The following is a 26,756-nucleotide window of genomic DNA, read 5'->3' as shown; positions in this document are numbered from 1 at the left end:
CAAAGAACTCGCAGAGAACCCGAATCGATGTCCACTACGCCTGCCGCTTACAACATTCCCAATCTCCTGACGTATGCCCGCATCCTGGCCGTGCCGCTGATCGTCCTGTGTTTCTTCGTTGAGGGCAGGCTGCAGAGTTCGGATTTTGCCCGCTGGACGGCGCTGGGGTTGTTTGCCGTCGCCTCGATCACCGATTTCTTCGATGGCTATCTGGCGCGTATCTGGAAGCAGACATCCAATATCGGCCGCATGCTGGATCCTATTGCCGACAAGTTGCTGGTCGCCTCGGTTCTTCTGCTTGTGGCTGCCGATGGCACGATTGCCGGTTGGTCGATCTGGGCTGCGATCATCATTCTCTGCCGCGAAATTCTGGTGTCCGGCCTGCGCGAATATCTGGCGGCCTTGAAGGTCAGCGTGCCGGTGACCCGCATCGCCAAGTGGAAGACGACGATCCAGATGGTTGCGATCGCTTTCCTGCTCGCAGGCCCTGCCGGTGACAAGGTGCTGCCTTACACGACCGAAATGGGTATCGGCCTTCTCTGGCTTGCCGCCGCCATCACGCTCTACACCGGCTACGACTATTTCCGTGCCGGTCTCAAGCACATGGTTGACTGATGGCGAGCGTCAACCTCGTCTATTTCGCCTGGGTGCGCGAGCGGATCGGCAGGGGCGAGGAGACGCTGGAGCTTCCGGACACCGTCGTGACGGCCGGCGATCTACTGGCCCACCTGAAGACACTCGGCGACGAATACAAGGTGGCGCTGGAGCATGAAAATGTGATCCGCGTCGCCATCAATCAGGAACATGTCGATCACGACGAGAAGATCACCGGCGCACGGGAAATTGCCATCTTTCCGCCGATGACCGGAGGCTGAAACCGTGACGTCCAATCCCGTCACCGTTCGCGTCCAGCGCGGCGATTTCGATCTTGCCACAGAGGTTCAAGCACTGTCGGCAGGCCGCCACGATATCGGCGCCGTTGTCACGTTTACCGGGCTTTGCCGCGATGAAGCCGGGACGCTGAGCGCTCTTGAGCTTGAACATTATCCCGGCATGGCGGAAGCGGAAATCACCCGCATCTGCGGCGAAGCCGTCAACCGCTTCAATCTTCAGGCCGCCACCGCCATCCATCGCTACGGAAAAATCCTGCCGGGCGAAAACATCGTGTTGGTCATCACCGCCTCGCCGCACCGTCAGGCGGCTTTCGACGGCGCCAATTTCATCATGGATTTCCTGAAAACCGCGGCCCCCTTCTGGAAGAAGGAACATGGTAGCGACGGCACCGCGGGAAACTGGGTCAGTGCTAAGGACGAGGACGACAGCGCCAGGGACCGCTGGTCGAACTGACCCACCAACTGGTCAGGGTTGAAACTGCTCCTTGCGCGTCAGCACCAAAAGCAGGACCAGGAACGAGAAGATCGCAAAATCCCGCCAGAGCATCGGTCCATAGGCGCTCCACAGCGTTTCGCTCAACCCCATCGCTGCCGCGCCCACCGCCGCCAGCACTGGCGCGCTCTGACCGCCGATCGCAGCAATGAACAGCACCTTGACGCCGAACACCACGCCGGCACCGAAATCCATCGTGCCGTAATAGGCCGTGGCCAGGATGCCCGCGATCGCTGCCAGAAAGGCCGAGAACCCGTAGGCGGCGATGAAGACGCGCCTGCCATCCACACCGCATAGCGCAGCCGCGCCCGCATCGTCGGACACCGCCCGCCACGCGCGGCCCCAGGCCGAGCGGACCAGGAACAGATGCCCTGCCCCGACGATGGCCAGCATCAGCGCCGTGTTCAAAAGCTGCACCGCTGTCAGCGTCACCGGAAATTTTGGATCCGGCCAGAGCGTCACCGGCGTATTGAGGAACGGCGGCAGCCACAGGCTGCGCGTCTGTGCCGCAATTCGTGACAGTTCCATCAGTACCAGCGCGATGCCCAGCGAGACGACCACCACCGTGTTGGCCGAGGTCGCCGCCAGCTTGTGCATGATCGACCGGCCGATCAGCAGGCCGGCACCCAGCGTATAGACCAGCGCCGATACAGCACCGACAGCAAGCGCTGCAGGCAAGACCAGCCATAGGCGGCTCCAGGCAAAATCCGAAAACAGCAGGAACATCTGGCCGGCGAAACCGAACAGCGCGCCATAGGTGAGATCAGCCCGCCGGGTGACTGAAAAGGCGATCGAATAGCCAAAAGCGAGCAACGCATAGAGAGCTGCGATAGGCAGGGCGCTGGCGAGCTGCTGCAGAAAATAGGCCATGACACATCCGCTGATGACAAAATCAGTATAACTGGTAAAATACGTTTTACCAGTTAGGATATCGTATGACGTTTTCCTGGACCCAGCACCGTTTTTCCGGTGGCGCGCTCGCCCTTGATGTCGCCAATTCGGTGATCCTGCGCTTTGATGCGGAACGCCGGATCGACCGCTATGCCGATCCCGTCGCCATGAGCGACTTTGCCACCGCCGCAAACCGGTTTTCCGCGGAAAAGGCACTGTTCGGAACGCTGGAGCCGGTGGCGCTCGAAAACCGCGATGCGTTTCTGGACCTGCGCGAGGCCACCGACCGGCATTTTCGCGCCGGCGTTCTGGGAACCTCCACCGGCGAAGGTCTGGCCGACCTGCTCGATGCAGCATCCGCGATCATCCGCCTGCATCCGGCAAAAACAGCCCGTACGCAGCTCGATGCCGCGACGGCGCATTCGGCACTCGCGCTTGTGACATTCAACGAGCCGCAGCGGCTGAAAATCTGCCCCAATTGTCAATGGCTGTTTCTGGACCGCAGCCGCAACCGCAGCCGGACCTGGTGCGACATGACGGTGTGCGGCAACCGCGCCAAGGCAAACCGCCACTACCGGCGCCAGAAGAAGGAACCTGTCGCATGACCATCCGGCGTTTTCCCCTTGCCACAGCCCTTCTCGCTGGTCTTTCCGTTCTTTCCGCCTGTCAGCGTGAGACTGGGCCGGACCCGCTCGAACTCACCGGCAAGATGTTCGTCTTCAACTACCGCCTCGCCTATGCCACCTACATGATCACCTTAACCAAAATGGAGGCGGTTCCCGAAGGCAGTACCGTTGTGGCGACATTCGAAAACCCGTCGGGCGGCCCGCCTCTGACGCTCGACCGAAAACTGTTTCAGAAGCTTGACAAGATCGTGCTGGAAAGCCCCGATGTCACCTGTGTGAAGAAGCAGAAACCCTATGCGGTAACCATCGACGTAAAGGGCCCGGATGGCACGATCCTGCAGACGCTGAAGACATCGGTCATTTCCAATCTCGACCAGGACATCATGCCGGCCGAAGCACTGGTGGTTGGCCCGGCCTATGACAAGAACCCGGATGTCTTCAAGAACGGCAAGACACCCGAACACTTCCAGACGGCGGCCTGCCCGGTCTGAATTCCAGGCCGCCCACTTTCACGTCCCAGAACGTAAAAAGCCGGAGCGTTGCCGCTCCGGCTTTTTACTGAGTCTTTTCAAATCCCTTGGGCCAAAACCCTCAGAGTTTGATTCAGCCGACAACTTCGGTGTCGGAGAACCAGTACTTGATTTCCTGGGCAGCGGTTTCCGGAGCGTCCGAACCGTGAACCGAATTTTCGCCGATCGACAGAGCGTGGGTCTTGCGGATCGTGCCTTCGTCAGCGTTGGCCGGGTTGGTCGCGCCCATGATTTCGCGGTTCTTCAGGATGGCGCCTTCGCCCTCCAGAACCTGAACGATGGTCGGGCCGGAGGTCATGCCTTCAACCAGTTCGCCGAAGAAAGGACGTTCCTTGTGAACAGCGTAGAAGCCTTCGGCTTCGCGCGTGCTCATCCAGACGCGCTTGGAAGCGACGACACGCAGGCCTGCGTCTTCGAGCATCTTGGTGATGGCGCCCGTCAGGTTACGCTTGGTTGCGTCCGGCTTGATCATCGAAAATGTGCGTTCAATCGCCATTGTCTCAATTCCCTTGTTGCATAAATCGGGGGTTTTTCCGCGAATTTGGCGGTTCAATAGCCGCCAAATTGGTGCAAAACAAGGGGGAGCGCCGAAGTTTCACGCGGCTGTCACGGAACGCCCGGCACTGTTATGAAGATCGAGGCAGCGCTCAAACCAGTCAAGCACCGGGTCGCCAGGCTCAAGAAGCCGCGTCTGTGAGACGACGCGCGCCCATTGCAGAGGACCAAAGACGATATAGTCGGAAAACAGCGGCGTTTCGCCACCGATGAACGGCTGCTTCTTCAGCGTAGTGCGCAACGGCTCCAGCTTGGCGGCAAAGGTCTTCAGTTCTTCGATCCCGGCTTCAGCTACCGCTTCCAGGCTCATCCCGAAGCGGGGTTCACGGGTGGAGCGGAAAAAGGTCTGGTCGACTGGCGCGAGTTGGTCATGAATATCCACCAGGACGATCCGCACGATCGCAGAATGAAGCGTCAGCTGCGACCAGCTTTCGATGAACCGCGCCATCGCCTTGCCGCCCTCGCCGCCAAACAATGACGGACGATCCGGATAGGCCTCCTCCAGATAGAGCGCGATATCGAAACTGTCGCGGATCAGTTCATTGCCATCGCGCAACACAGGCACCAGCGCCGTTGCGCCGTTTTCGATCGACGGTATCTGCGTAAATCCCACGAACTGTTTATTATACTCCAGTCCCTTATGGGCGAGCGACAACATCGTCTTCCAGACATGCGGCGAAAACGGCCGGTGATCCGCTCCGCAGAGCCCATAGAGTGTGCGATTCATCTCGTGTCCTTATCCTTGGCGTCATCTTCATTGCTTCGTCGCCGCAGACCTATTCGAAAGCAGCGGTCACCAACAATCAAATCAGTAAATTTCATGGATCGCATCACCCACCGCGATACAATTGCGCGCTAGACTGGCGAAAACCTCAAGGGATTCTGCGATGCTCGATCACTACCGGATGTTTGCCGACTACAATCTCTGGGCCAACCGCCTCGTCTACGATGCGGCCGGCAAGCTCAGCGACGCACAATACCGCGAAAACAAGGGCGCCTTCTTCGGCTCGCTGCACGCGACGCTCAATCATGTGCTCGCCGCCGACCGGATCTGGATGAAGCGCTTTACCGGCACCGGCGATGCACCATCAAAGCTCGACGGCATCCTGTTCGATAATTTCGCGGAGCTCTCGGCTGCACGGGCAGCAGAAGACAATCGCATCGTCGCCTGGATCGCCAGCCTGACCGAAGACGCCCTCTCCGGCCACTTCACCTACACGCCGGTGAGCAACCCCATCGCCGTCACCCAGCGCCTCGGCCCGCCGCTCGCCCACTTCTTCAACCACCAGACCCATCATCGCGGCCAATGCCATATGACGCTGACAGCGTTAGGCGGTCCGAGCCTTCCGCTGGACATGAGCTATTTCCTGCGGGCGCCAGCATACCAGCACTACGCCGAGTGACTCAAGCAGCGGAAATCATTTGATTCTTTCCGTCATAAAAACGTCACCGCAAGGCTTGAGCAAGTCAGCAGTATCATAGTCCGTTCATATTTTAAGAATGGAGCGAGACGACACTATGGATTGGTATCCCATTGAAGCCCTGGAAGCTGGCAAACTGGCTGTTCTGCATTTTGAGAACCAGGACGAGCAACGCTGGGTCGGATACATCCATGGTGACGGGGTTTGCCATTGGCCGGAAAACGTCAGCGGCCGCAAGCCAGATGGCTGGCAGCACCTTTCCTCCCTGTTCGCGGCCCTGCCGGAGAACACCAAGCAGATGGTCTCGGCGTCGTTTTGACGTCTGCTCCGGTTATGCGGCCATGCCAGAGGCCGGCCGCAAAGCCAGATATTCCCAGACAGCAACAACGAACAGAACCGCAGTTGCGGTGATCTGAATCACGTAATTGCTGCTGAACGGCACCAGAGCAGCCGTTGCAACCAAAAGAACGATCCCGGCGATGTGCGAAACCGGAATTTTCCGGGCAACGGCCATCTTCACCCAGATATTGCCGGCGAGAAACAGGATCGGGCCGCCTATCATTGCCAGGGCGTTTTTCATCGAGCTGTCCTCCTGCGCATGCGACAGGCTGAAATCCTCACCGACCGCCGTCAGGATGATGCCGGCGATGATCGGTAGGTGGCCGTAAGTGAACAGATTATGCGCCACACTCTCGGGGTGCGACGTGTTTTCGGCCTTGTCGGCTGCCCTTTCCTGCCCATGGTGGAAGTAGATCCACCACATGAAACCGGTGCTGAGAAACGCGCTGCAGAATACGGCGAAGGTGGTGTTCGAGTTCATATGCTCGGCGGCATTTTTGCCGGTGGTCAGGATGGTTTCCCCCAGGCAGATGATGACGAACAGGGCGCAGCGTTCCGCCATGTGCTCGCCTGAGACATCCAGCGTTTCCGGCCGCGATTTTCCAAGCCCGGGTACGACATACCGCACGGCAGGCGCGCAATAATCGATGAACAAGGCAAGACACCAAAAAGCGATCCGGCCTTCCAGTTCCATCATCGCGCCGGCGAGCCAGAACAGGGCCGAGGCCAGCGACCAGAGGGTAATCCGCACGAATGTGGTGAAGGCAGCGTCATCGACACCGCGATACGCATAGAGCGTGAACAGCGAGCGGCCGACCTGCATGGCGCAATAGATCAGCGCAAACATCAGCCCATGTTCGCCAAAGGCTTCCGGCAGTGCGAGCGCCAGCAACACACCGCCGAACATCAGGCAGAACAGCATCAGCCGCACCGCTTCTTTGCCGGTGTGAAGCAGGTTGGTGACCCAGGTCGTATTGATCCACACCCACCAGATCGCCAGAACCAGCAGCGCGGACTCGAAAGCCGCCGTCGGCCCGAAATCGGACGCCAGCGTATGCGACAGCTGCACCAGCGCGAAAACGAAGACCAGATCGAAGAACAGTTCCGGAAAACTGGCGCTGGTCTGATCGGGTTCTTCCGTCCGGAGCCAGTTCGAACGTTTAACCGGCATGAAATGCTCCGTATTCGACGTCACTCTTCACCCGGCCATCTCTGCGCATGATGTTTCCCCATTCAATTTTGCGGGATATAGGGCGCGACAGGCAGCGGGCAACGTCGCCCGTTCGATCTCGCGACAAACTATAAAGGTCAATCCGTTGCCTGCATCGACCCTCCTCCTGTAAGCTCCCGCTAATGTCTGATCCCCGACGGAGAAGCCACATGAAGAGACTGATGCTTGCGACGACAGCCGGTCTGATGTTTGCATCCGCCGCGCAGGCGCAGTTCATGGATGCCGATGATCTCAACACCTTCTGCCAGCAGAAGCACCCGGTTGCCTTCGGTTATGTCGCTGGCGTGCTCGACCGCTGGTCACGAGACCTGCATCACGCCGAAATGTCGGATGTTGTCGACAAGGAAAACAACCGGCCGGAAAGCGAGAAATCCGTAACGGAGAAGATCCGGGCCAATGTCTGCGATCCCGACACCGTCACGCTCGAGGAGCAGGTCGGGATCGTCTGTGCCTTCGTTGCCGCCAACCCGAAGGAACATGGCCGTAGCGCTGACATGCTGGTGCAGCTGGCCATGCAGGAGAAATGGCCCTGCCCTGCTAAATAATTGACCATCGTCACGATCCAACAGTTGCATCACCCTGGAACTCGCGCCTTTGACAGTCTTTTAATCCCGATGCGTTATCAGCTGTGTCTTGCAACCACCGCGCTTCAAGCGGTTTTGTGAAGGATGCGGAATGACGGACAAGCCCCAGCATGACGGCAATCAGGCACAGAATGCCGCAATCCTCCTCAAGGTCGCCCAGACCATGGCCAAGCTTGGCGTTGCCCCCTTTCCGCGCAATTACGAACTTTTCTATGAGGCCCTTTCCGGCAGCAATCCGCAGCTGACGCGCGAGTTCGCGGCCCTCGGCGCCCACCCGATGCAGAACCAGATCGAACAGATTGGCGTCAAATATCACCTCTCCGGCTTTGCCGCGATCGAGGCCGACACGATCCGCGCCGATACCGCACGCTCGATCTCGGCCGTCAGCCATGCCCTGAAGGACAGTATTGCCAAGAAGGAAGTCTTTGCTGCGATGCTGCGCGGTTTCATCGCCCGGCTGGAAACCGACCCGGTCGCCGGCATGTCCGATTTCGCCGATGATGCCGCCCGCCTGCGTGATGCCGTCGCCGTCTTCGAGCGCGAGGAAAAGGCTTTTGCGGCGGCGATGAATGAAACCGTAACGCAGCTCGGCGGTATCGACAGCGATATCGAGACGATGCGCAAGGCCGCGACCCGCGATCCCGTCACCGGCCTGCCGAACCGCATTGCCTTCTCCGCCAAGCTCACAGCCCTTTACGATGACGGCAAAGCCGTCGGCCCGGCAGCGCTGGCGCTCGTCACCGTCGAGGGCCTGCGCGACATGGGCGAGCGTCACGGTGCAGCGGCTGTCGAAAAGGCACTGAAGAAGTTAGCGCCGGAATTCCGCAAATCCGTCAAGAAGAACGATTTCGTCGCCCGCATCGGCACCGACGAGTTCGCCTTCGTGTTCCACGACGTCTCGGCCGACAATGCCGAAGCGATTGCGCAGCGTATCTGCGCGTCGGTCGAAGGCGTGCAGGTCGCTCTGCCGAACCGGGCGTTCACGACGCAAACCCTGTCGCTCTCGACAGGCATCGCCATGGCATTTACCGCATCCGGCGGGGTCGATCTGTTCACCCAGGCCGAGCTTGCCTTGCGGGCCGTTCGTAGCGGTGGCAAGCCCGGCACACTGGTGTTTTCCGCCGCGATTGGTGGCCGAACGAAAAAAACCTACTCTCCGCACGCCGCCTGACCATACCGCAGCGCGGCAAACCCTTGCCTTCTGGGCCGAGTTCGGCCAAAACGCGGCCATGATCACGCTCAATAATCTTTCGGCCCGCATTGTCGGACGCCTTCTCATCGACCAGGCCAGCGTCGCGCTGCCGGCCGGAATCAAAGCTGGCCTCGTCGGCAAGAACGGTGCCGGCAAGTCCACCCTGTTCAAAATCATCACCGGCGACATGGAAGCGGAGACCGGCTCGGTCTCGATCCCGAAGAACGCCCGTATCGGCCAGGTGGCGCAGGAAGCCCCCGGCACCGAGGAGCCGCTGATCGAGATCGTGCTCAAGGCCGACAAGGAGCGCGAGGCGCTGCTCGCCGAAGCCGAGACCGCCACCGACCCGCACCGGATCGCCGACATCCACATGCGGCTCGCCGATATCCAGGCGCATTCGGCCGAATCGCGCGCCGCCAGCATCCTGGCCGGCCTTGGTTTCGACGCTGCCGCACAATTGCGCCCTGCCTCGTCCTTCTCCGGCGGCTGGCGCATGCGGGTAGCACTCGCGGCCGTGCTGTTTTCCGAGCCGGACCTGCTGCTGCTCGACGAGCCGACCAACTATCTCGACCTTGAAGGCACGCTGTGGCTTGAGGATTACATCAGCAAGTATCCGCACACGGTCATCATCATCAGCCATGACCGCGACATGCTGAACACCGCCGTCAACGCCATTATCCATCTCGACCAGCAGAAGCTGACCTTCTATCGCGGCTCCTACGACCAGTTCGAGCGCCAGCGCGCCGAAGCCAACGAGCTGCAGACCAAGGCCAAGGTGAAGAACGACGCGGCGCGAAAGCACCTGCAGGCGTTCATCGACCGCTTCAAGGCGAAGGCCTCGAAAGCCCGCCAGGCACAGTCGCGCGTCAAGGCTCTGGAGCGCATGGGCACGGTTTCGGCCGTCATCGAGGATCATGTTCAGGGCTTCAAGTTCCCGGATCCCGAAAAAGAAGCGGCATCGCCGATCATCGCACTGGAAAACGGCGCCGTCGGTTATACGCCGGGCAAGCCAATCCTTCAGCATCTGTCGCTGCGCATCGACACAGACGATCGCATTGCGCTGCTCGGCTCGAACGGCAACGGTAAATCGACCTTCGCCAAACTGATCTCCGGCCGTCTTCCTGCGACTGGTGGTTCAGTACAAGTGGCTCCGGGCCTGAAGATCGGCTTCTTCGCCCAGCACCAGCTGGACGACCTGATCCCGGAACACGACGCCGTCGAGCATGTGCGCCAGCGCATGCCGGGGGCAACCGAAGGCAAGGTGCGCGCCCGCGTCGCCCAGATGGGCCTTGCGACCGCCAAGATGAGCACGCCTGCCAAGGACCTGTCCGGTGGCGAAAAGGCACGCCTGTTGATGGGGCTTGCCGCTTTCGATGCGCCGAACCTGTTGATCCTCGACGAACCGACCAACCATCTGGATATCGACAGCCGCAACGCGCTGATCCAGGCGCTCAACGAATATACCGGCGCCGTCATCCTGATCTCCCACGATCGCCACCTGATCGAGGCAACGGCCGACCGGCTGTGGCTGGTCAAGGACGGCACCGTCTCCAACTATGACGGCGACCTTGAGGACTACCGCAGCACCATCGTCCAGAGCTCCAAGAGCAAGGGCGGCAAGGGCAAAGGCAATGGTAACGGCGGCGAGGAACAGCTAAGCAAGGCCGAGCAACGCAAGGCCAATGCCGACAAGCGCGCAACCTTCGCGCCGCTGAAGAAAAAGATCAACGATGTCGAATCGTTGACGGCAAAACTGCAGAAACAGATTCAAGCCCTCGACAAGGAGCTTGAAGACCAGGACCTCTACGACAAGTTCCCGGAAAAGGCTGCCGCCAAGGTCAAGGAACGCGCCGAAGTCGTGTCCAAGCTGAGCAAGGCCGAAGAGCACTGGATGACATTGTCCGACGAATACGAACAGGCAATGGCGAGCTGATTCTCGCCATTCTGACCGCTGACAGAATCATTTTCTGTCTTTGACAGGTGACTGGGAGCCGGGCGGCACCCAAAATTTCCGTCATTCCTGTGCCTGTCACAGGAATCCAGCCACGCGACGTCCGTCGCGTGGAACGACTCTTCTAGCAGCGCAGACGCGCCGCTGCTGGGTCCCCGCCACAGGGGCGAGGAAGACGGAATATTGAGGTGCCCGCCTTATCAAACCGCACCAGCTTTCTCCTTAAGTAGCCGCTATCCGCTTGCGTGCCGGGATCGTCATCGCTGCGACGCCGGCAATGACGCATGCCAGTCCCACCAGCGCGGTACTGCTGATGCTTTCCCCTAGAAAGAGAACGCCGATTGCCACGCCGATCGGGACGCGCAGATAGGCCTGCGCCGTCGTGCCGACGGAGCCCAGCGTGTGCACCAGCCGGAAATAGATGACGAAGGCCAGTGCTGTCGAAAAGACCGAGAGGCACAGCAAGGCGAGGATCGAGCCTGTGGACGGCGCCAGTGTCCATGGCCGGTCGATCGCAAAACTCAGCGGCATCAGGATGATAGCGCCGCAGATCAGCGAACCGGCGGCCGGCATCATCGGATCGAGCGACTTGAAACCACGGCCAAAGATGGCAGCACCAGCATAACAGATGGTCGCGGCGACGATGGCGAGTTGAGCCGGGAGTTGATCACCGGCGCCATTCAACGCTTCCAGACCGACAACAAGGGTAATGCCCGCGATCCCGGCGAGAACCCCGAACAGCTTGCGGCCCGTCACAGGTTCGTGGCGGGTCAGCACAGCGGTCAGCAGGAACGCAAAAATCGGCGTCGTCGAATTCAGGATGGCGGCGAGACCCGCGTCGACGGTCTTTTCCGCCCAGGCGATCAGGGTGAAAGGGATCGCGCTGTTCAGGCAGGCCTGAAACAGGAACCTACCCCACGTCGCCCTATCCTTTGGCAGCGAAAGCCCCCGGATGCGCAGAACCGCAAGCAGCAGCAGGCCGGCGATCAATGTGCGGGTGGCAATCAGCGTGATCGGTGGAATCGTCTCCACGCCGATCTTGATGAAGGTGTAGGATGCGCCCCAGAGCGTTGCGAGCGCCAGAAGCAGCGCCAGTTCCTTTTTCAGGTTTATCGTGTCCGGTGTCATGATCGTCTCGCATCAGAGGGATTGCCAAGTTCCATCCTGCTATATCGACCTTGACGCCGGAATGCTTCGATGAAGACCGAAGTGTAAAAGCTCTGTTGGCGAACGCAATCGGCCACAGGCAAGGCAAGCTGATCCTACCGGGCAAATTTTCGCGCACTCACGACGCATAGGATAACGGCAACGGTGACTGCCAGCATCGTCCAGCTCACAGGCTCATGCAACAGGGTTGCCGCCAGCGCCAGACCGAAGAACGGTTGCAGCAGCTGCAACTGGCCAACAGCGGCGATGCCGCCCTGCACGAGGCCGCGATACCAGAAGATGAAACCGATCAGCATGCTGAACAACGACACGTAACCAAGGCTGAGCCATGCGGGCAGCGCGACGTCAGAGAACGTTTCCGGCATAAAGGCGAGCGACAGCGCGATCATCACCGGCAACGACAGAACCAATGCCCAGCAGATCACCTGCCAACCACCCAGTGTGCGCGACAGCCTTGCCCCTTCCGCGTAACCGAGCCCGCAGACAATGATGGCGGCAAGCATCAGTCCATCGCCGACAGGCGAAGCCACGCCGCCCTGCACCAGGGCAAAACCGGCGACCAGCGCACTGCCGAGAGTGGAAAATATCCAGAATGCCGGTTTTGGCCGCTCACCACCGCGCAGCACGCCGAAGATTGCCGTCGATAGCGGAAGTAGACCGATGAAGACAATGGAGTGGGCCGAGGTGACATGCTGGAGAGCCAGCGCCGTCAAAAGCGGAAAACCGGCGACAACGCCCAGCGCGACGACTACGAGCGAGACGATATCGTTGCGCGAGGGCCGCTTCTGCCGGAAGACGAGAAGCAGGCAGAGTGCCAGAAGGCCGGCAATCGCCGCGCGTGCGACTGTCAGGAACACCGGATCCAGCTGCATCACCGCGACGCGCGTTGCGGGCGGCGAGCCGCTGAAGATCACCACGCCGATCAATCCGTTGATCCATCCGCTCGCCATCCGGTCCATTCGACACTCCCTCGTTTCCTCCTTATCGACGGTGGAGGCTGGCAAAACCAGCAACAGCCATGTACAGTTTGATGAAACTGTTATGGTATCGGATCCAGTACAGATGCTTGACGACGTAAAGAGCAGCACCCGTATCGCCACGGTCATCGCCGCGATCAGGCAGCGCATTGCCAGCCGCAGCCTGACATCCGGCGACAAGCTGCCGTCGATCCGCGCCTTTGCACGGACCCTGCAGGTCTCCACATCCACCGTGGTCGAAGCCTATGACCGGCTTGCCGCCGAAGGAGTGATCCAGCCGCGTCCCGGCTCCGGGTTCTATGTGGCGAGCCAGGCAGCGCCGCTTGCTTTGTCGGAAATCGGGCCGAAACTGGACCGGGCGGTCGATCCCTTCTGGGTATCGCGCCAATCGCTCGATGCGGCTGGCGACGATCTCAAACCGGGATGCGGCTGGCTTCCACCGTCGTGGCTTCCGGATGACGGTGTGCGCCGCGCCTTGCGCACTTTGTCGCGCGCAGACGGTCCGTCACTCGCTGACTATGGCACACCGTTGGGCCTGCCGCCGTTGCGCCAGTTGATCGCGCGCAGACTGGGCGATCACGGTATCGACGCATCGCCGGACCAGATCATGCTGACGGAATCGGGAACCCAGGCATTGGATCTATTGTGCCGGTTCCTGCTCGAGCCGGGAGACACCGTCATGGTAGACGATCCCTGCTATTTCAATTTCCATGCGCTGCTGCGCGCCCATCGCGCCCGCATCATCAGCGTTCCCTATACGCCGACAGGCCCGGATATCACGCTGTTTGCACAGGCGCTGCAGGATCATAAGCCCCGGCTCTACGTCACCAATTCGGCCATCCACAACCCGACCGGCGCGACGCTGTCGCCGGTGACAGCCCACCGGGTGCTAAAACTGGCCGAACAGGCGGGGTTGACCATTATCGAGGACGATATCTTTGCCGATTTCGAACATGTGCCCGCGCAAAGGCTCGCCGCCTTCGACGGCCTTGACCGCGTCATCCACATAGGCAGCTTTTCCAAGACCCTGTCGGCCTCGGCGCGCTGCGGCTTCATTGCGGCACGGCCGGACTGGATCGAAGGGCTGATCGACCTGAAGATCGCTACAACATTCGGCGGTGGCCGCCTGACCGCCGAACTGGTGCTCAACGTGTTGCGCGACGGCAGCTATCGCAAACATATGGAAGGGCTGCGCCTGCGCCTTTCCCGTGCCATGGCCGACGTGGGTGCCCGGTTGAAAAATCTGGGGCTTGAACCGTGGATCGAGCCGCAGGCCGGGATGTTTCTCTGGAGTAAGCTTCCGGATGGCCTTGATTCGGCGGATATTGCCCGGGAAGCGCTGGCCGACAATATCGTTCTTGCCCCCGGCAACGTCTTCAGCCTGTCGCAGTCGGCAGCAGGCTTCCTGCGGTTCAATGTCTCGCAATCGCAGGACGATCGCATCTTTGCGGCCCTGCGCAAGGCCATCGCCCGGAAGCGGTAAATGGTTGCCGCGATACCGGATGAATGCTTATCCACAAGCAAATGCTAAAATTTTACCAAAACCTTTAAGCCACCATTCAAATGGAGGCTTTACCTTCGTGTTCCATGAAGCACGAAACCCAAAATGCCTTCCGGTTCAGGCGCGTCAAATGGGGCGATCCCCGCCACGCGATGAACGCGTTGCGCAACAAGGAGCCGGTTTTCGTCGAGGAACCCCAGGCGTCAAGCCGCCTGTTCTGGGTTCTTGTCGTGCTTCTGGTGATCGCCGTGTTCGCCAGTATCGTCATCCTTGGCGGCCATCGCGGCCTGCCGTTCTGGCGCTGACGCGCCCTACCCCAATTCGAACGTGGTAATCCCGTAGATCTGCCCCAATGGCAGGTCCGGCACCGGACCGCGATACATCCGCGTCGTTTCAAATACCGGCTTCAGATTGTAGCGATCGCAGAGAGCGCGCGCAGCAGCATTCGGCTCGGGGATATCGAGATAGATCTGGCCACCGCCAACGCTGGTCACCAGTTTGCGGAAGATGAGATCGGCGTTTGTTTCGCTGTCGGCGAAGAGCGGACCGATCTTGTAGCCCTCGCGGCAGGCACGGATGGTGCCGTAGCCGGCAACCTCGGAATTGCGCAGCAGGGCAAAGCTTTCGCGGGTATCCATGGCTTTCAGCCATTCACGCAGAAACGTGTCGCGCCGCGCCGGATTGAACCGCGCATCATAGTCGGCCAGCATCGGCACCAGCACCGGAGAGACCGAGACCAGATCGGTGCCGGGCGGTTCGGTGCACTGGATTTCGCCGCCATAGCGAAAATTGGCATGAGCATAGGCAAAGCCCGACTTGCGGTAATTGTCCTGCTGGGCCACCACGCCATCGAGCCCGACCGTTCGGCTTCCAGCTTCCGCGAGCGCCCTTTGCCACAAGGCAAGCCCGATCCCCTGCCCGCGATGATCGGGATGTACCATGTAGAACCCCAGAAACGCATAGGTTTCACTGTAACGCACCAGCGACAGCGCTGCGGCAACAGTGCCGTTTTCCTCGGCAATCCACAAGCCCTCAGAATCTGCGGCCCAGAACGCAGGTGCATCGGCGAGACCCGGGTTCCAGCCCTCTCTGGCTGCCCAGTCGATCACGACATCAAGATCGGCGCGGCTGGCTTTTCGGATGATCGGGGGCATGGAGACTCCTGTTTGACAATGCAGACTACCCAGATAGCGCAACCTGGCCAGTGTCCGCCACCCGCAGTGACGTTTGTTCGCAGCTCATCGTTGACAGACAGCGCCAGCCGCTTGCCCGGCCTTCTCTTTCTGCTACAACGCCCATCATAAAGTCATACAAATCGAGCGACACACCATGAGCCCCATCAATATTTCGATCGTTGGCGTCGGCAAGATCGTCCGCGACCAGCATCTTCCTTCCATCGCCAAGAATGCCGACTACAACCTGATCGCTGCCGCCAGCCGTCACGGCGTCGTCGATGGCATCGACAATTTCAAGTCGATCGAGGCCATGCTCGAAGCGGTTCCGTCCATCGATGCGGTGTCGCTCTGCATGCCGCCGCAGTTCCGCTATGCGGCCGCCCGCACGGCGCTGGAAGCTGGCAAGCATGTGTTCCTGGAAAAGCCGCCGGGCGCGACGCTGAGCGAAGTCGCTGACCTTCAGGCGCTTGCCGATAGCAAGGGCCTGTCGCTGTTTGCCAGCTGGCATTCGCGCTATGCGCCGGCCGTCGAAGCGGCAAAAGCATTCCTCGCGTCGACCAAGATCAACGACGTCAAGGTCATCTGGAAGGAAGACGTGCGTCACTGGCATCCGAACCAGGACTGGATCTGGGCGGCTGGCGGCCTCGGCGTCTTCGATCCAGGCATCAACGCCCTGTCGATCGTCACCCATATCCTGCCGAACCCGCTGTTCATCACGTCTGCAACGCTGGAGTTCCCGGAAAACCGCGACGCGCCGATCGCCGCCTCGATCGTCTTCAGCGATGCCAACGACCTGCCGGTCTCGGCCGAATTCGACTGGCGCCAGACCGGCCACCAGAGCTGGGACATCGTCGCCGAAACCGATGCCGGCATGATGGTTCTCTCGGAAGGCGGCGCCAAACTGTCGATCGACGGCAAATTGGTGCATGACGAACCGGAACAGGAATACCCGGCGCTTTACGCCCGCTTCGCCGACATCATCAAGGCAAAGACATCCGACGTCGATCTCTCGCCGCTGCGCCACGTCGCCGATGCTTTCATGCTCGGACGGCGCAAATTCGTGGATGCGTTTTTCGATTGAGTCTTCGGATTGTCTGCACAATCAGGAAGGCCGCGGAGCGATCCGCGGCCCATAAACGGAATGTGAAACCAAAGCGTATTTTGATATCGAACCGCCTGTAACCCAGATCTTGCAAGCAGTTTTACTTGCTGAAAAATACCGGCATCAAGCATCCTGCACATAGAGTTAGCGTCTGACACCAACATTGCGACAACAGCATGTTTCCGCTTTTTGTCGTGAGCTGCCAATGTGAAGAGATTGCAAACCACGTTTTTCAGGGTGACGCAGCAGGCGGTTAGCATGGCATCCTTCCTCTGATACGCTTTCGATAACTCAAGGCTTTTCCCACGCTGACAATATCTGCCCTCGCCGCCATGCCCTCCTCAAGCACCACGACACCTGGGAGATAGTCACTTCCGCCACAGGCTCTGCGAAAGGCCTTGAGAACAGGCCCGCTAATCAGCAGATAGCGGCCAAGATCAACGCAGTTCGGTTCCCCTGTCTCGATCAGATTGCCATTGGCATCACACCTCTCGACATAGGGAAAGTTTTTTGCTGCGGCTGAAAGCCGGCTAACGGCAGCGGCAGTGCTATACATCTCCCAAAAGAAAAATACGACAAAAGCGACACATCCGAAGAGTACACTCAGCCGGTAAAGGCCACGAGCAACACTGGGATTGGCTTCGTCATCCGGCATCCATTACTCCTCTGCGATAAGGACCGACGTCTGTTGTTGGTGCGAAGCTGCCCCAAGCCGGTAGACCAGAAGGCGCCAGTTCCCGTTGGTCTGCTTCTGGCGGCACGTCTCCGACAGCCGATGCAGCGTTCGACTCCATCGTCACTCATTGATGTGGATATTCTTCACCACAATAGGGTCAAGCCGAAAAATGTGGTAAGCGCCAGCCAAACATCAACAGGAGTGTAATCGTGAGCGAACCGACCGTAGCAGAGGCAACGAACCGAATTTATGAATCGCTCCAGGCTGATAATGCCGACATCGACACGCATATCGCGGTTCTCAAGGCGGCGTTGACGAAGGCGGGTTTGAAAGAAGCCGATTTCGACCCGGCCAGGCTCGTGCAGAACAATCGTTCTGGCAGGAAGCTCATGCAGGCCTACTTTCGGCAGCGGGGCGTAACGGTGAAATTCTCGGCTGTGTGAAGCCTTTTGGTGATTTCAGACAAGCCGCGTATGACGGCTGACCGAATCACCCTCGATGAGGCCCGACACCAATCTTGACCTTCGGACGCGACCTTAAATACCGCGTCCGTTCTGGGGCATGAGGCTGCCGAAGTAACGTGTCCGCTTTTGCCCGTAGCGGCCGTTGACGCAACGATGTGAGGCACGTAGATACGCCGCAGTCACAGATGGAGATTTATGCACAGAGGCTTTGATTGACCGCTACAGCGGACTCACTCGGCACCAGCCCGGTGCCGATCCTCTTTGCATGCTTACTTCTGTGGAGTTCTAATGAAGAACCAGAACATCGTGATCCGGCCTTATAATGCGGCGACGGACATCAAGAAACTATCGACCATATGGCTCGATGCATCCATGATTGCGCATCCCTTCATTGGGGAAGATCGACTTCTCGAACAACAACAGTTGATCGAGAAAAAATACCTGCCAAACGCCGAAACATTGGTAGCTTGCTTTGCGGCCAAGCCTGTCGGCTTCATGAGTTTGATGGGCTCGTTTGTCGGCGGAATATTTGTTGCGCCTCGTCACCAAGGCAGAGGCGTTGGACGTGCGTTAATTGCCAATGCAATGGGACAGAAGGGCGAACTTTCGCTCGAAGTCTATAAGCAGAATAAACAGGCTGTAGAGTTCTACAAGGCGCTCGGCTTCCAGCAGGTATCTTGCAGGCCGACTGATGATGACGGCCTTCCCTTCGAGAATGCGCTTCTGTATTTAGGCAGATAAAAGACATTGCGGGGCGAGACTTAGCCTCGCCCCGCAATGTCCACTCATGGCGCAAAGCCGACGTCATGCCGCAAACGAGTCGCACGATTTCGAATTTGGCGACCAATTCCCGCAACGACGCGTCTTCGACATTCAAATAATAGGCCAACTGAGCGACCTTGACCTTCTTTCGTTTGATGCGTGAAGACTCAAGCCTTCTTCACCCAGCGCCCGTCTTGGTTCTGCTGCCAATAGGTCAGGGTATGCCCCTCGCCCTTCAGCACTTTCCAGTGTGCACGCGCCCCTTCCAGCTGCGCCTGATCATAACCGTCGAACATGAACACGACCCGCTCATAGCTGGCGACCGGCGGCGGTACCGCGCCGTCGATAATGAAGCGGACGGTGGCGCTGTTGGCGTTGCCGTCTCCGGCGGTGAGCAGGATCGGCTGATCGTCTGAAAAATCGGTCGCATCAGTCCCGTGCGGCAGAAAACTATCGTCGCGATAGGTCCAGAGATGATTGTCGAGCATGTCCCGGCGCTCGTCATCCGACGTCTGCACGACAACACGCCAGCCGCGCTCGACACAGCGGTCGAGCAGCGGCGGCAGCGCGTCTTCGAGCTTGGATTCCGTCAGGTGGTAGAACAGGATTTCGGTCACGTCGGCTGTCAGCTCTCGTAGTTGGCGCGAACGAGTTCATCGAGAAGCCGCACGCCAAAACCGGAGGCCCAGGACTGGTTGATCTCGTCGGTCGGCGACCCCATCGCGGTTCCGGCGATGTCCAGGTGGGCCCAAGGGGTATCCTTGACGAAGCGCTTGAGGAACTGGGCGGCGGTGATCGATCCGGCGTAACGGCCGCCGGTGTTCTTCATGTCGGCAAACTTACTGTCGATCATCTTGTCATATTCCTTGCCGAGCGGCAGGCGCCAAAGGCGCTCTTGCGTCGTCTGCCCGGCCGCCGTCAACTGGCCGGCCAGCCGGTCGTCATTGGTGAACAGGCCCGCGTGATGGCTGCCGAGCGCCACCATGACGGCACCGGTCAATGTCGCCAGGTTGATCATGAATAGCGGCTTGAAGCGATCGTTGCAGTACCAGAGCGCGTCACACAGCACGAGCCGGCCTTCCGCATCGGTATTGATGATCTCGATGGTCTGGCCGGACATCGAGGTGACGATATCACCGGGGCGCTGGGCGTTGCCATCCGGCATGTTTTCCACAAGGCCGATAATGCCGACGACATTCGCCTTGGCCTTGCGGGTCGCCAAAACATGCATCAGGCCGGTGACGGCGGCAGCCCCGCCCATGTCGCCCTTCATCTCCTCCATGCCCGCACCCGGCTTGATCGAGATACCGCCACTGTCGAACACCACGCCCTTGCCGACAAAGGCGACCGGCCGGTCCTTCGGCTTGCCGCCTTTCCACTGCATGATTGCCAGCCGTGGCGGCCGCACAGAGCCTTGCGCCACGCCGAGCAGCGCGCCCATGCCGAGCTTCTTCATTTCGCGTTCAGTGAGGATTTCGACTTCGACGCCGAGCTTTTCCAGTTCCTTGGCCTTGGCCGCAAATTCGACGGGACCGAGAATGTTAGCGGGTTCGTTGACCAGATTGCGGGCGATGAAAACGCCCTCGGCGATCGCCTGCGAATTGGCCGCTGCCTTCTTGGCAGCGATCACCGCACCGGTGACGATCGTCACTTTCACCGGCTTCGGCGGTCCCTTCTGGTCGTCATCGTCCTTCTTCGCCGTCTTGTAGGTGTCGAAGCTGTAGGCATTCATCTCCATGCCGAGCGCAAAATCGGCCGCAGCCTTGCCGGAAACCTCGACGCCCGGCGCATCGAGGAAAATCGCGACCCTTTCGGCACCGCGGATTTTCGACGCTGCAGCACCGCCAGCCTTCAGCCAGTCATGCGCCGTCATATCGGCGCCGTCGCCGATGCCTAGCACCAGAATACGGTCGACCGGCGCGCCCTGCGGCGCAACGATGTCGAGGCTGCGCAGCGATTTCGCCTTGAACTTGGCGATTCGCGTCGCTTTGGCAATAATTGCATCCGGATCAGCTTCCGCAGCCCCGGCCGCCTCTTTTCCGTCAAGAGTCTTGAGCAGGATCGCCAAGCCGCCCGACAGGCGCGCTGACTTGCTGAAACCGATTTCAAATTTCAATGACATGAAGAAACTCCAGAATTGCCTTGGGCCGACGCCGGTCTGTTACATGGCGGTTACAGTGGCAAACATTCGCCATCAACCGCAAGCCCGGAAACAGGTTCATGCACCGTTGTCGGTTTCGATGACCTTGGCAAGGCGCCACCTTATGTTTACATGCTGTTAACTATCATTCTTTGCCGAGCTTTAGCCCTGCCCCTTTACAATTTGGTTATCGTGGAAAACTTGCAAACCGGTTCATTCAGCGCGATAGGGACATCCGGCCCGGCCATGTCCAGGCAGGCGTTACCGAACCGGACAAACGGCAAGAAAATGGGCCAGGACCCCGCATGAAACTGATCGAACGCTATATCCTGAAGCGGGCAACGGGCATGTTCTTTGCCACGCTCTTGCCGCTGATGGCGATTGTCTGGACAACGCAGGCGCTGACCAGCGTCAATCTGGTCACCGATAGCGGCCAGTCGGTGCTGGCTTTCATGCATCTTGCGACGCTCGTGCTGCCATCGATCATTCCGCTCATTCTTCCCTTCGCGCTGGTTATCGGCGTGGCACAGACGCTGACCGCGATGAATGCCGATTCGGAGCTGACGGTTCTGAATGCCGCTGGCAGCTCGCGCATGACCATCATCCGTCCGGTGATCTATCTCGGTCTTGCCCTCAGCGTGGTATCGTTCGCCGTCGATAACTTCGTCGAACCCTATTCGCGCATGGCCGTGCGCAAGATGATCGCCACCGCGCATGCCGACCTTCTGTCATCCGTCGTTCAGGAAAACACCTTTCGCAAGATCGCCGATGGCCTCTATGTCCAGGTCGCCTCACGGCGCAACGGTGGCGTCCTGCACGGAATCTTCGTCGCCGATTCGCGCAACCCGGCCTATGAGCTCGTCTATTACGCCCGCGAAGGCGCCGTCGATGACAGCGGCTCGGCACTGGTGATGAAGGACGGCGAAGTGCACCGCAAACTTCCGGATGGCAACGTCTCGATCATCAAATTCGACAGCTACGCCTTCGACCTGACCGATATGACCAAAATGGCCGGCCAGGCGACAATCCGTGCCAAGGACCGTGACCTGCCTTTCCTGATCAATCCCGATCCGAAAGACCCGGTCTACGAAAAAAATCCTGAGGCCTTCACCGCCGAACTGCATCGCCGCCTCACGGAATGGACATTTCCCCTGCTGTTCGTCCTGATCGCGCTGGTGTTCAGCAGCGATGCAAGGTCGCATCGGGAAGCCCGCGTCCATCCGATGATCACGGCACTTTTGACCTGCTTTTTCATCCGCTGGACGACCTTCTATGCGGCCAATAGCGCAGAGGAATCGCGCTTCTTCGTCCCGATCATGTATCTGATCCCGCTTGGCACCGGCTATCTTGCGATCCGCCAGCTGATCGGCAACAGGCGGCTTGAAATTCCGCTCACGCTGGAGCAGAAGGTCAACGAGATTCTGGTTCGCCTGCGCCTGACCAAGGCCAACCCGGCATCTGACGGGAACCAGGTGAAATGATCTTCACGACGCTCGGGCGTTATTTTCTAAAGCGATATGCGATCACCACGTTCTGGTTTCTCGCTGGCATCTTCGCGTTGATCTTCATCATCGACTTCAGCGAACTCTCGAACCGGATGTCGCAGCTGCCGCGCTATTCGGTGACCGGGGCGCTGTTGATGACGACGTTCCGCATCCCGACGATCCTGCAGCAGACGGTGCCGTTCGTCGCACTGTTTGCCGGCATGGCATCACTGATCTCGCTCAATCGACGCTACGAACTGGTGGTGACGCGCGCCGCCGGGATTTCCGCCTGGCAGTTTCTGCAGCCCTTCATTATCGGCGCATTCCTGTTCGGCGTTGCGACGGTGATTGCGCTCAATCCGATCGCATCCTGGGGCACCAAAAAGGCAGAAGCGCTTGAGGCCGAATGGGGAAGCTCGTCGTCGGCTACCTTGGCGATCTCCATCCCCTGGCTGCGCCAGATCTACGGCAACGACGATACGATCATCGGCGCCCGGTCCGTACAGGACGAGGGCAAGACGCTGGTCAACGTAACAGTGATCCATTTCGATCCGCTCGGCACGATCGTTTCGAGACAGGATGCAGCCACAGCAAAACTGGAAGATGGTTACTGGCTCCTTAACGGGGTGACGGAAACCCGCAACGGAGAGCTGCCGCGTCGCCTCGCAACGGTACAACTGCCGACGCATCTCAAGCCTGAATTCGTTCAGGAAACGTTGACTAAGGCTGATTCTATTCAGTTTTTTGATTTGAGACGCAAGATTGAAGTGGCGAAGTCTTTTGGCTTCCCGACCAATGCGATGGAAACCCAATTCCACTCGATGCTGGCGCTTCCATTGCTTCTGGTCGCCATGACTCTGATCGCTGCGAGCGTCTCGTTAAAATTTAGCCGGTTTAACCAATCGAGACCGGTAATTCTCGGTGGAATCCTGTCGGGCTTCGTGCTTTATGTCGTCACCGTGCTTGTCAAAGCATTCGGGAGCAGCGGCATAGTGCCTCCGTTCGTTGCAGCCTGGTTGCCAGTTGTTGTAGCAATGGCCTTGGGTTCGACGATTCTATTGCATGAGGAGGATGGCTAGTGGCGGCAGGCAACCGCAAACATATCAGGCTGCTGGCGGCCGTTCTGCTTTCAGGTGTTGCGTTCCAAACGTTTACCCCGAGCGCTCCCGCATGGGCACAAGATACCCGGATCGATTCGTTCAATCCCAAGATGCCCGAAGACGCCAAGATGCTTCTGTCGGCCAACGAGCTTGTCTACAACAAGGATGCGGAGCGCGTCATCGTGCGCGGCGCAGTCCAGATCAATTATGGCGGCTACCAGATGGTCGCCCAGCAGGTCGAATACAGCCAGAAGACCGGGCGCATCATTGCGACCGGCGAAATCGAGCTGATCGAACCCGGCGGCAACAAGGTCTATGCCGACCAGATGGACGTGACCGATGACTTCGGCAACGGCTTTATCGAGCGGCTGCGCCTTGAAACCACCGACCTGACCAAGCTTGCCGCAGTCTCAGGCGAACGGCGCAATGGCGAGGAAATGATCCTCAACAACGCCGTCTATACCGCTTGCACACCTTGCGCGACCAATCCTGACTACAAGTCGCTCTGGCACGTCAAGGCGCAGCGCATCGTTCAGAACGGCAAAACCCATACGATCCGCATGGAGAATGCCAAGTTCGAGCTGTTCGGCAAGCCGATCCTCTATCTTCCCGTTCTCGAGGTGCCTGACCAGACGGTCAAGCGCAAGAGCGGTTTCCTGGTTCCGAAATTCGGCTATACCCAGAAACTTGGTGCCGGTGTCAGCATCCCCTATTACTGGGCGATTTCGCCCTATATGGATGCGACTGTCACCGCGACGGGCCTGTCACGCCAGGGCTTTCTGCTCCAGGGCGAATTCCGCCAGCGCTTCGCAAACGGCGAACACATCCTCAGCATGGCCGGCATCAGCCAGCTGAACCGCAGCAGTTTCACCGGCAACACCGTCGACGCCCTGGAAACCAACCGTGGCATGATCGGCTCCAAGGCCAAATTCGATATCAATCCACGCTGGACCTTTGGCTGGGATGTTCTCGTTCAGAGCGATAACAACTTCGCCAAGACCTACGAGCTTTCGACCTTTGACGGCACGACCTTTACGAACCAAGTCTACCTGAGCGGTCTCGGCAAGCGCAATTCCTTCGATGCGCGCGCCTTCTATTTCGACATCCAGGATGCGGATCCAGACAGCATCGCTGAAAACAAGCAGGCCGTTGCCCAGGTTCTCGATTATTCCTACACGCACCCGGAACCGGTGCTCGGCGGCGAATTGACAGCCGATATCAACCTGACCAACGTCAATCGCAACCGCGAAGACGAGTTGCAAATACCGGGCATCGTTGATCGCTTTCGCGGCCTTGAGGGTACCTATCACCGCTTGACGGCCGACCTTGAATGGAAACGCAATTTCATCGTGCCAGGTGGCCTGTCGTTGACGCCGATCTTCGCGGCCCGTGGCGATGTTATCGGATCGTCGATGACCAATCCGGGCATCGACTATACCGGTGACTTCAACAGCGATGACGCGACAACGCGGCGGATGCTCACAGCCGGTATCGATGCGCGTTACCCTATTCTTTTGACCACCGATTACAGCAGCCACATCATCGAGCCGATCGCCCAGATCTTCGCCCGGCCCAATGAGGAATATGCCGGCGGCCTGCCGAACGAGGATGCGCAAAGCTTCGTCTTCGACGCGACATCGCTGTTCGACCGCGACAAGTTCTCGGGCTTTGACCGCATCGAAGGCGGAACGCGCGCCAATCTTGGCGTCCGCTATACCGGCGCCCTTGGCAACGGTTATGCCCTGCGCGCCATTGCCGGACAGTCATTCCATCTCGGCGGCGTCAATTCGTTCGCGACCGACGACCTGGTCAAGGCCGGCGCCAATTCCGGCCTCGAGACAGACCGCTCCGACTATGTGACGATGATTGGTATCGACGCTCCTTCAGGCATCACGGCGAGCTTCAGCAGCCGTTTCGACGAGCGTGACCTGGACTTGCGCCGCGCCGATGCGTCGCTCGGTTATCAGGGCATCCTGTGGCAGACGGCCGTGACCTATACCAGCATCCAGGCGCAGCCACTCTATGGCTCGACCAAGGATCAGGATGAAATCCAGACGGCGGCGGCCTACAAGTTCGCCGATTACTGGTCGGTATTCGGATCGGTCACCTATGACCTGAACAGCAATGTCATCACCCGCAACGGCATCGGCATCACCTATGACGACCGGGATACGATCTTTTCGCTGGTGTACAAGGAAGAGCGCGACAGCGATCAATCCATCGCCAATGACTGGTCGATCGGCGCCCGCATCAGCTTCCGCACACTCGGCGATATCGACGTGGGCGACACGAAGTTCGACGGCTTGAACTGAGGCGTGCCGCAGTGACGGCACCCTCGTCTCCTCCTCTGTAGCAGCCGCTTTTTTGGGGCGCGCTGCCGCAGGGAATTGGCAGCCGAAGCGCTATTTTGCAGCGGCCGGCAGGTCTTGTCATTGTTCGGCCGCATGTAATATGCATCTGTTGCGCAGAAATGCGCAGGATGTTGGCGCTTGGCATGAAGACCATGGCCCCGGACACGCGATGTCCGGTGGAAAATGAAAAGGACAAAGAATGGGCGGGAAGCTTTCGATCACGCGCACGGTTTCGGCAATGATCCTTGCCTGCGGCCTGGCACTTTCCTCGGCGCCGGCCACCTACGCCGCGAGCAAGGTTGTTGCCGTCGTCAACGGTTCGCCCATCACATCCGGCGACATTGCCAAGCGCGCCGCTTTCATGCGCCTGCAGAAGCAGAGCGGCGGTGCGGATGCAGCCCGTCAGCAAATGATCGATGAATCTCTTAAGCGCGAAGAAGTTCTGCGCGTCGGCGCCTCCGTCAGCACTTCGGAAGTCGAGGGCGCCGTCGGGCGCTTCGCCGCCGGTAACAAGCTGTCCGTTCAGCAGCTGTCGCAGGTCCTCGACCAGGCAGGCGTCGGTATCGATCACTTCAGAAATTATGTCGCCGTGGCCATGAGCTGGCCGCGTGTCGTCAATGCCCGCTACGGCGGCGGAGGCGGCGGCCGTTTGTCCAATGAAGATTTGGTCCGGCGCATGCAGGAAGCAGGCGGCACCAAGCCGGTGACCACCGAATACTTCCTGCAGCAGGTCATTTTTGTTGTTCCCGCTTCCAAGCGCAACTCCATCATGGGCAAGCGCCAGGCCGAAGCCAATGCCTCGCGCGCCAACTATCCTGGCTGCGAGCAGGCCAAGGTCTTTGCCGCCACGATGCGCGACGTCTCGATCCGCAACCTCGGCCGCATGATGGCGCAGGAGCTTCCCGGTGACTGGAAGCCGCTGATCGAAAAGGCCGGCGACAGCTCGACGACAGCAACCCGTGTCACCGAACGCGGTGTCGAATATCTCGGCATCTGCAAGAAGCGTGAAGTCTCCGACGACCTCGCCGCTGAAATGGTCTTCCGCGCCGAAGATCTCGGCAAGAAGACCGATGGTGAAGACACCAACAGCAAGCGTTATATCGAGGAACTGCGCAAGCGCGCGCAGATCGTCGAAAAGTAAAAAGTAGCAT

The 26,756-nt window shown here is 59.4% G+C and carries 29 protein-coding genes; 19 read left to right on the top strand and 10 right to left on the bottom strand.

The window, feature by feature from the left end:
* Window positions 1-27: 27 nt before the first annotated feature.
* The 3 genes from pgsA to R6X40_RS29085 are packed head-to-tail and all read left to right on the top strand — an operon-like array spanning window position 28 to window position 1,347.
* Entirely contained in the window at window positions 28-615 is a 588-nt protein-coding gene (gene pgsA, locus R6X40_RS29095) for a CDP-diacylglycerol--glycerol-3-phosphate 3-phosphatidyltransferase (protein WP_113317923.1), read from the top strand.
* Complete coding sequence (gene moaD / locus R6X40_RS29090; protein ID WP_318418401.1) at window positions 615-875, top strand: molybdopterin converting factor subunit 1; 261 nt, start codon at window positions 615-617, stop codon at window positions 873-875. Before pgsA ends, moaD begins: the two co-directional genes overlap by 1 nt.
* Before the next feature lie 4 nt (window positions 876-879).
* Entirely contained in the window at window positions 880-1,347 is a 468-nt protein-coding gene (locus R6X40_RS29085) for a molybdenum cofactor biosynthesis protein MoaE (protein ID WP_318418400.1), read from the top strand.
* 12 nt (window positions 1,348-1,359) lie between these two features.
* On the opposite strand, the gene R6X40_RS29080 is transcribed toward R6X40_RS29085, so the two are convergent.
* A complete protein-coding gene (locus tag R6X40_RS29080; protein WP_318418399.1) occupies window positions 1,360-2,256 on the bottom strand; it encodes a branched-chain amino acid ABC transporter permease in 897 nt (298 codons plus the stop codon).
* A gap of 65 nt (window positions 2,257-2,321) precedes the next feature.
* Between R6X40_RS29080 and R6X40_RS29075 the strand changes: the two genes are divergently transcribed.
* Together R6X40_RS29075 and R6X40_RS29070 are read left to right on the top strand one after the other, a co-directional pair.
* Entirely contained in the window at window positions 2,322-2,882 is a 561-nt protein-coding gene (locus tag R6X40_RS29075; protein ID WP_318418397.1) for a CGNR zinc finger domain-containing protein, read from the top strand.
* The gene (locus R6X40_RS29070; RefSeq protein ID WP_318418396.1) at window positions 2,879-3,394 is read left to right on the top strand and encodes a hypothetical protein; all 516 of its coding nucleotides are present in this window, start codon (window positions 2,879-2,881) and stop codon (window positions 3,392-3,394) included. Before R6X40_RS29075 ends, R6X40_RS29070 begins: the two co-directional genes overlap by 4 nt.
* 112 nt (window positions 3,395-3,506) lie before the next feature.
* On the opposite strand, the gene ndk is transcribed toward R6X40_RS29070, so the two are convergent.
* Window positions 3,507-3,929, bottom strand: a complete 423-nt coding sequence (gene ndk, locus R6X40_RS29065; RefSeq protein WP_318418394.1) for a nucleoside-diphosphate kinase — start codon at window positions 3,927-3,929, stop codon at window positions 3,507-3,509.
* Between the two features lie 99 nt (window positions 3,930-4,028).
* Window positions 4,029-4,715, bottom strand: coding sequence for a glutathione S-transferase family protein (locus tag R6X40_RS29060; protein WP_318418392.1), 687 nt, complete (start codon window positions 4,713-4,715; stop codon window positions 4,029-4,031).
* 160 nt (window positions 4,716-4,875) lie between these two features.
* Here R6X40_RS29060 and R6X40_RS29055 point away from each other — a divergent pair, with 160 nt between their 5' ends.
* Together R6X40_RS29055 and R6X40_RS29050 are read left to right on the top strand one after the other, a co-directional pair.
* The gene (locus tag R6X40_RS29055; protein ID WP_318418390.1) at window positions 4,876-5,391 is read left to right on the top strand and encodes a DinB family protein; all 516 of its coding nucleotides are present in this window, start codon (window positions 4,876-4,878) and stop codon (window positions 5,389-5,391) included.
* A 115-nt stretch (window positions 5,392-5,506) separates the two neighbouring features.
* Window positions 5,507-5,728: a hypothetical protein gene (locus tag R6X40_RS29050; protein WP_318418388.1), complete on the top strand. Its 222-nt coding sequence runs from the start codon at window positions 5,507-5,509 to the stop codon at window positions 5,726-5,728.
* Window positions 5,729-5,740: 12 nt separating this feature from the next.
* Here the strand turns inward: R6X40_RS29050 and R6X40_RS29045 are convergent, their stop codons facing one another.
* A complete protein-coding gene (locus tag R6X40_RS29045) occupies window positions 5,741-6,919 on the bottom strand; it encodes a low temperature requirement protein A (protein ID WP_318418386.1) in 1,179 nt (392 codons plus the stop codon).
* Window positions 6,920-7,128: 209 nt separating this feature from the next.
* Between R6X40_RS29045 and R6X40_RS29040 the strand changes: the two genes are divergently transcribed.
* The 3 genes from R6X40_RS29040 (at window position 7,129) to R6X40_RS29030 (ending at window position 10,688) form a co-directional block, all read left to right on the top strand.
* A complete protein-coding gene (locus R6X40_RS29040; RefSeq protein WP_318418384.1) occupies window positions 7,129-7,524 on the top strand; it encodes a Rap1a/Tai family immunity protein in 396 nt (131 codons plus the stop codon).
* Window positions 7,525-7,654: 130 nt separating this feature from the next.
* The gene (locus R6X40_RS29035; protein WP_318418382.1) at window positions 7,655-8,734 is read left to right on the top strand and encodes a GGDEF domain-containing protein; all 1,080 of its coding nucleotides are present in this window, start codon (window positions 7,655-7,657) and stop codon (window positions 8,732-8,734) included.
* A 58-nt stretch (window positions 8,735-8,792) separates the two neighbouring features.
* Entirely contained in the window at window positions 8,793-10,688 is a 1,896-nt protein-coding gene (locus tag R6X40_RS29030; protein ID WP_318418380.1) for an ABC-F family ATP-binding cassette domain-containing protein, read from the top strand.
* A 240-nt stretch (window positions 10,689-10,928) separates the two neighbouring features.
* Here the strand turns inward: R6X40_RS29030 and R6X40_RS29025 are convergent, their stop codons facing one another.
* Window positions 10,929-11,834 carry a DMT family transporter gene (locus tag R6X40_RS29025; RefSeq protein WP_318418378.1) on the bottom strand — a complete coding sequence of 302 codons (906 nt, stop codon included), beginning with the start codon at window positions 11,832-11,834 and terminating at the stop codon, window positions 10,929-10,931.
* Between the two features lie 134 nt (window positions 11,835-11,968).
* Window positions 11,969-12,832, bottom strand: coding sequence for a DMT family transporter (locus R6X40_RS29020; RefSeq protein WP_318418376.1), 864 nt, complete (start codon window positions 12,830-12,832; stop codon window positions 11,969-11,971).
* A 103-nt stretch (window positions 12,833-12,935) separates the two neighbouring features.
* Here R6X40_RS29020 and R6X40_RS29015 point away from each other — a divergent pair, with 103 nt between their 5' ends.
* Together R6X40_RS29015 and R6X40_RS29010 are read left to right on the top strand one after the other, a co-directional pair.
* Window positions 12,936-14,333, top strand: coding sequence for a PLP-dependent aminotransferase family protein (locus R6X40_RS29015; protein ID WP_412178485.1), 1,398 nt, complete (start codon window positions 12,936-12,938; stop codon window positions 14,331-14,333).
* A 104-nt stretch (window positions 14,334-14,437) separates the two neighbouring features.
* Window positions 14,438-14,656 (top strand): hypothetical protein, encoded by a 219-nt coding sequence (locus tag R6X40_RS29010; protein ID WP_318418373.1) that lies wholly within the window; start codon window positions 14,438-14,440, stop codon window positions 14,654-14,656.
* A 6-nt stretch (window positions 14,657-14,662) separates the two neighbouring features.
* On the opposite strand, the gene R6X40_RS29005 is transcribed toward R6X40_RS29010, so the two are convergent.
* Window positions 14,663-15,505, bottom strand: coding sequence for a GNAT family N-acetyltransferase (locus R6X40_RS29005; RefSeq protein WP_318418371.1), 843 nt, complete (start codon window positions 15,503-15,505; stop codon window positions 14,663-14,665).
* 175 nt (window positions 15,506-15,680) lie between these two features.
* Here R6X40_RS29005 and R6X40_RS29000 point away from each other — a divergent pair, with 175 nt between their 5' ends.
* Entirely contained in the window at window positions 15,681-16,607 is a 927-nt protein-coding gene (locus tag R6X40_RS29000; protein WP_318418370.1) for a Gfo/Idh/MocA family oxidoreductase, read from the top strand.
* A 274-nt stretch (window positions 16,608-16,881) separates the two neighbouring features.
* Here R6X40_RS29000 and R6X40_RS28995 read toward each other — a convergent pair whose 3' ends face one another.
* On the bottom strand, window positions 16,882-17,283 hold the full coding sequence (locus tag R6X40_RS28995; protein ID WP_318418368.1) for a hypothetical protein: 402 nt from the start codon (window positions 17,281-17,283) through the stop codon (window positions 16,882-16,884).
* Window positions 17,284-17,510: 227 nt separating this feature from the next.
* Here R6X40_RS28995 and R6X40_RS28990 point away from each other — a divergent pair, with 227 nt between their 5' ends.
* A complete protein-coding gene (locus R6X40_RS28990; RefSeq protein ID WP_318418446.1) occupies window positions 17,511-17,747 on the top strand; it encodes a hypothetical protein in 237 nt (78 codons plus the stop codon).
* A gap of 309 nt (window positions 17,748-18,056) precedes the next feature.
* Window positions 18,057-18,509, top strand: a complete 453-nt coding sequence (locus tag R6X40_RS28985; RefSeq protein ID WP_318418366.1) for a GNAT family N-acetyltransferase — start codon at window positions 18,057-18,059, stop codon at window positions 18,507-18,509.
* Window positions 18,510-18,697: 188 nt separating this feature from the next.
* Here the strand turns inward: R6X40_RS28985 and R6X40_RS28980 are convergent, their stop codons facing one another.
* Together R6X40_RS28980 and R6X40_RS28975 are read right to left on the bottom strand one after the other, a co-directional pair.
* Window positions 18,698-19,147: a DNA polymerase III subunit chi gene (locus R6X40_RS28980; protein ID WP_318418365.1), complete on the bottom strand. Its 450-nt coding sequence runs from the start codon at window positions 19,145-19,147 to the stop codon at window positions 18,698-18,700.
* Window positions 19,148-19,155: 8 nt separating this feature from the next.
* The gene (locus tag R6X40_RS28975; RefSeq protein ID WP_318418364.1) at window positions 19,156-20,652 is read right to left on the bottom strand and encodes a leucyl aminopeptidase; all 1,497 of its coding nucleotides are present in this window, start codon (window positions 20,650-20,652) and stop codon (window positions 19,156-19,158) included.
* Window positions 20,653-20,975: 323 nt separating this feature from the next.
* On the opposite strand from R6X40_RS28975, the gene lptF reads away from it, so the two are divergent.
* The 4 genes from lptF to R6X40_RS28955 all read left to right on the top strand — a co-directional run bounded on the left by lptF (window position 20,976) and on the right by R6X40_RS28955 (window position 26,746).
* Entirely contained in the window at window positions 20,976-22,151 is a 1,176-nt protein-coding gene (lptF, locus tag R6X40_RS28970; RefSeq protein WP_318418363.1) for an LPS export ABC transporter permease LptF, read from the top strand.
* The gene (gene lptG / locus R6X40_RS28965) at window positions 22,148-23,233 is read left to right on the top strand and encodes an LPS export ABC transporter permease LptG (protein WP_318418362.1); all 1,086 of its coding nucleotides are present in this window, start codon (window positions 22,148-22,150) and stop codon (window positions 23,231-23,233) included. The genes lptF and lptG overlap by 4 nt, the downstream gene beginning before the upstream one ends.
* Entirely contained in the window at window positions 23,233-25,566 is a 2,334-nt protein-coding gene (locus R6X40_RS28960) for an LPS-assembly protein LptD (RefSeq protein ID WP_318418360.1), read from the top strand. The genes lptG and R6X40_RS28960 overlap by 1 nt, the downstream gene beginning before the upstream one ends.
* Window positions 25,567-25,804: 238 nt before the next feature.
* Entirely contained in the window at window positions 25,805-26,746 is a 942-nt protein-coding gene (locus tag R6X40_RS28955; RefSeq protein WP_318418359.1) for a SurA N-terminal domain-containing protein, read from the top strand.
* Window positions 26,747-26,756: the final 10 nt, after the last annotated feature.

The organism is Rhizobium sp. PL01 (assembly GCF_033447125.1).
Taxonomy (GTDB): Bacteria; Pseudomonadota; Alphaproteobacteria; order Rhizobiales; family Rhizobiaceae; genus Pararhizobium.
Note: the sequence above shows the minus strand (reverse complement) of the source record. Positions and strands in the feature narration are given on the sequence as shown.

Excerpts from the sequence above, each read along its gene's own strand:
- pgsA (WP_113317923.1), top strand. The coding sequence starts at position 28 with ATGTCCACTACGCCTGCCGCTTACAACATTCCCAATCTCCTGACGTAT.
- moaD (WP_318418401.1), top strand. The coding sequence starts at position 615 with ATGGCGAGCGTCAACCTCGTCTATTTCGCCTGGGTGCGCGAGCGGATC.
- R6X40_RS29080 (WP_318418399.1), bottom strand. The coding sequence starts at position 2,256 with ATGGCCTATTTTCTGCAGCAGCTCGCCAGCGCCCTGCCTATCGCAGCT.
- R6X40_RS29075 (WP_318418397.1), top strand. The coding sequence starts at position 2,322 with ATGACGTTTTCCTGGACCCAGCACCGTTTTTCCGGTGGCGCGCTCGCC.
- R6X40_RS29070 (WP_318418396.1), top strand. The coding sequence starts at position 2,879 with ATGACCATCCGGCGTTTTCCCCTTGCCACAGCCCTTCTCGCTGGTCTT.
- ndk (WP_318418394.1), bottom strand. The coding sequence starts at position 3,929 with ATGGCGATTGAACGCACATTTTCGATGATCAAGCCGGACGCAACCAAG.
- R6X40_RS29060 (WP_318418392.1), bottom strand. The coding sequence starts at position 4,715 with ATGAATCGCACACTCTATGGGCTCTGCGGAGCGGATCACCGGCCGTTT.
- R6X40_RS29055 (WP_318418390.1), top strand. The coding sequence starts at position 4,876 with ATGCTCGATCACTACCGGATGTTTGCCGACTACAATCTCTGGGCCAAC.
- R6X40_RS29050 (WP_318418388.1), top strand. The coding sequence starts at position 5,507 with ATGGATTGGTATCCCATTGAAGCCCTGGAAGCTGGCAAACTGGCTGTT.
- R6X40_RS29045 (WP_318418386.1), bottom strand. The coding sequence starts at position 6,919 with ATGCCGGTTAAACGTTCGAACTGGCTCCGGACGGAAGAACCCGATCAG.
- R6X40_RS29040 (WP_318418384.1), top strand. The coding sequence starts at position 7,129 with ATGAAGAGACTGATGCTTGCGACGACAGCCGGTCTGATGTTTGCATCC.
- R6X40_RS29035 (WP_318418382.1), top strand. The coding sequence starts at position 7,655 with ATGACGGACAAGCCCCAGCATGACGGCAATCAGGCACAGAATGCCGCA.
- R6X40_RS29030 (WP_318418380.1), top strand. The coding sequence starts at position 8,793 with ATGATCACGCTCAATAATCTTTCGGCCCGCATTGTCGGACGCCTTCTC.
- R6X40_RS29025 (WP_318418378.1), bottom strand. The coding sequence starts at position 11,834 with ATGACACCGGACACGATAAACCTGAAAAAGGAACTGGCGCTGCTTCTG.
- R6X40_RS29020 (WP_318418376.1), bottom strand. The coding sequence starts at position 12,832 with ATGGACCGGATGGCGAGCGGATGGATCAACGGATTGATCGGCGTGGTG.
- R6X40_RS29015 (WP_412178485.1), top strand. The coding sequence starts at position 12,936 with ATGCTTGACGACGTAAAGAGCAGCACCCGTATCGCCACGGTCATCGCC.
- R6X40_RS29010 (WP_318418373.1), top strand. The coding sequence starts at position 14,438 with ATGAAGCACGAAACCCAAAATGCCTTCCGGTTCAGGCGCGTCAAATGG.
- R6X40_RS29005 (WP_318418371.1), bottom strand. The coding sequence starts at position 15,505 with ATGCCCCCGATCATCCGAAAAGCCAGCCGCGCCGATCTTGATGTCGTG.
- R6X40_RS29000 (WP_318418370.1), top strand. The coding sequence starts at position 15,681 with ATGAGCCCCATCAATATTTCGATCGTTGGCGTCGGCAAGATCGTCCGC.
- R6X40_RS28995 (WP_318418368.1), bottom strand. The coding sequence starts at position 17,283 with ATGCCGGATGACGAAGCCAATCCCAGTGTTGCTCGTGGCCTTTACCGG.
- R6X40_RS28985 (WP_318418366.1), top strand. The coding sequence starts at position 18,057 with ATGAAGAACCAGAACATCGTGATCCGGCCTTATAATGCGGCGACGGAC.
- R6X40_RS28975 (WP_318418364.1), bottom strand. The coding sequence starts at position 20,652 with ATGTCATTGAAATTTGAAATCGGTTTCAGCAAGTCAGCGCGCCTGTCG.
- lptF (WP_318418363.1), top strand. The coding sequence starts at position 20,976 with ATGAAACTGATCGAACGCTATATCCTGAAGCGGGCAACGGGCATGTTC.
- lptG (WP_318418362.1), top strand. The coding sequence starts at position 22,148 with ATGATCTTCACGACGCTCGGGCGTTATTTTCTAAAGCGATATGCGATC.
- R6X40_RS28955 (WP_318418359.1), top strand. The coding sequence starts at position 25,805 with ATGGGCGGGAAGCTTTCGATCACGCGCACGGTTTCGGCAATGATCCTT.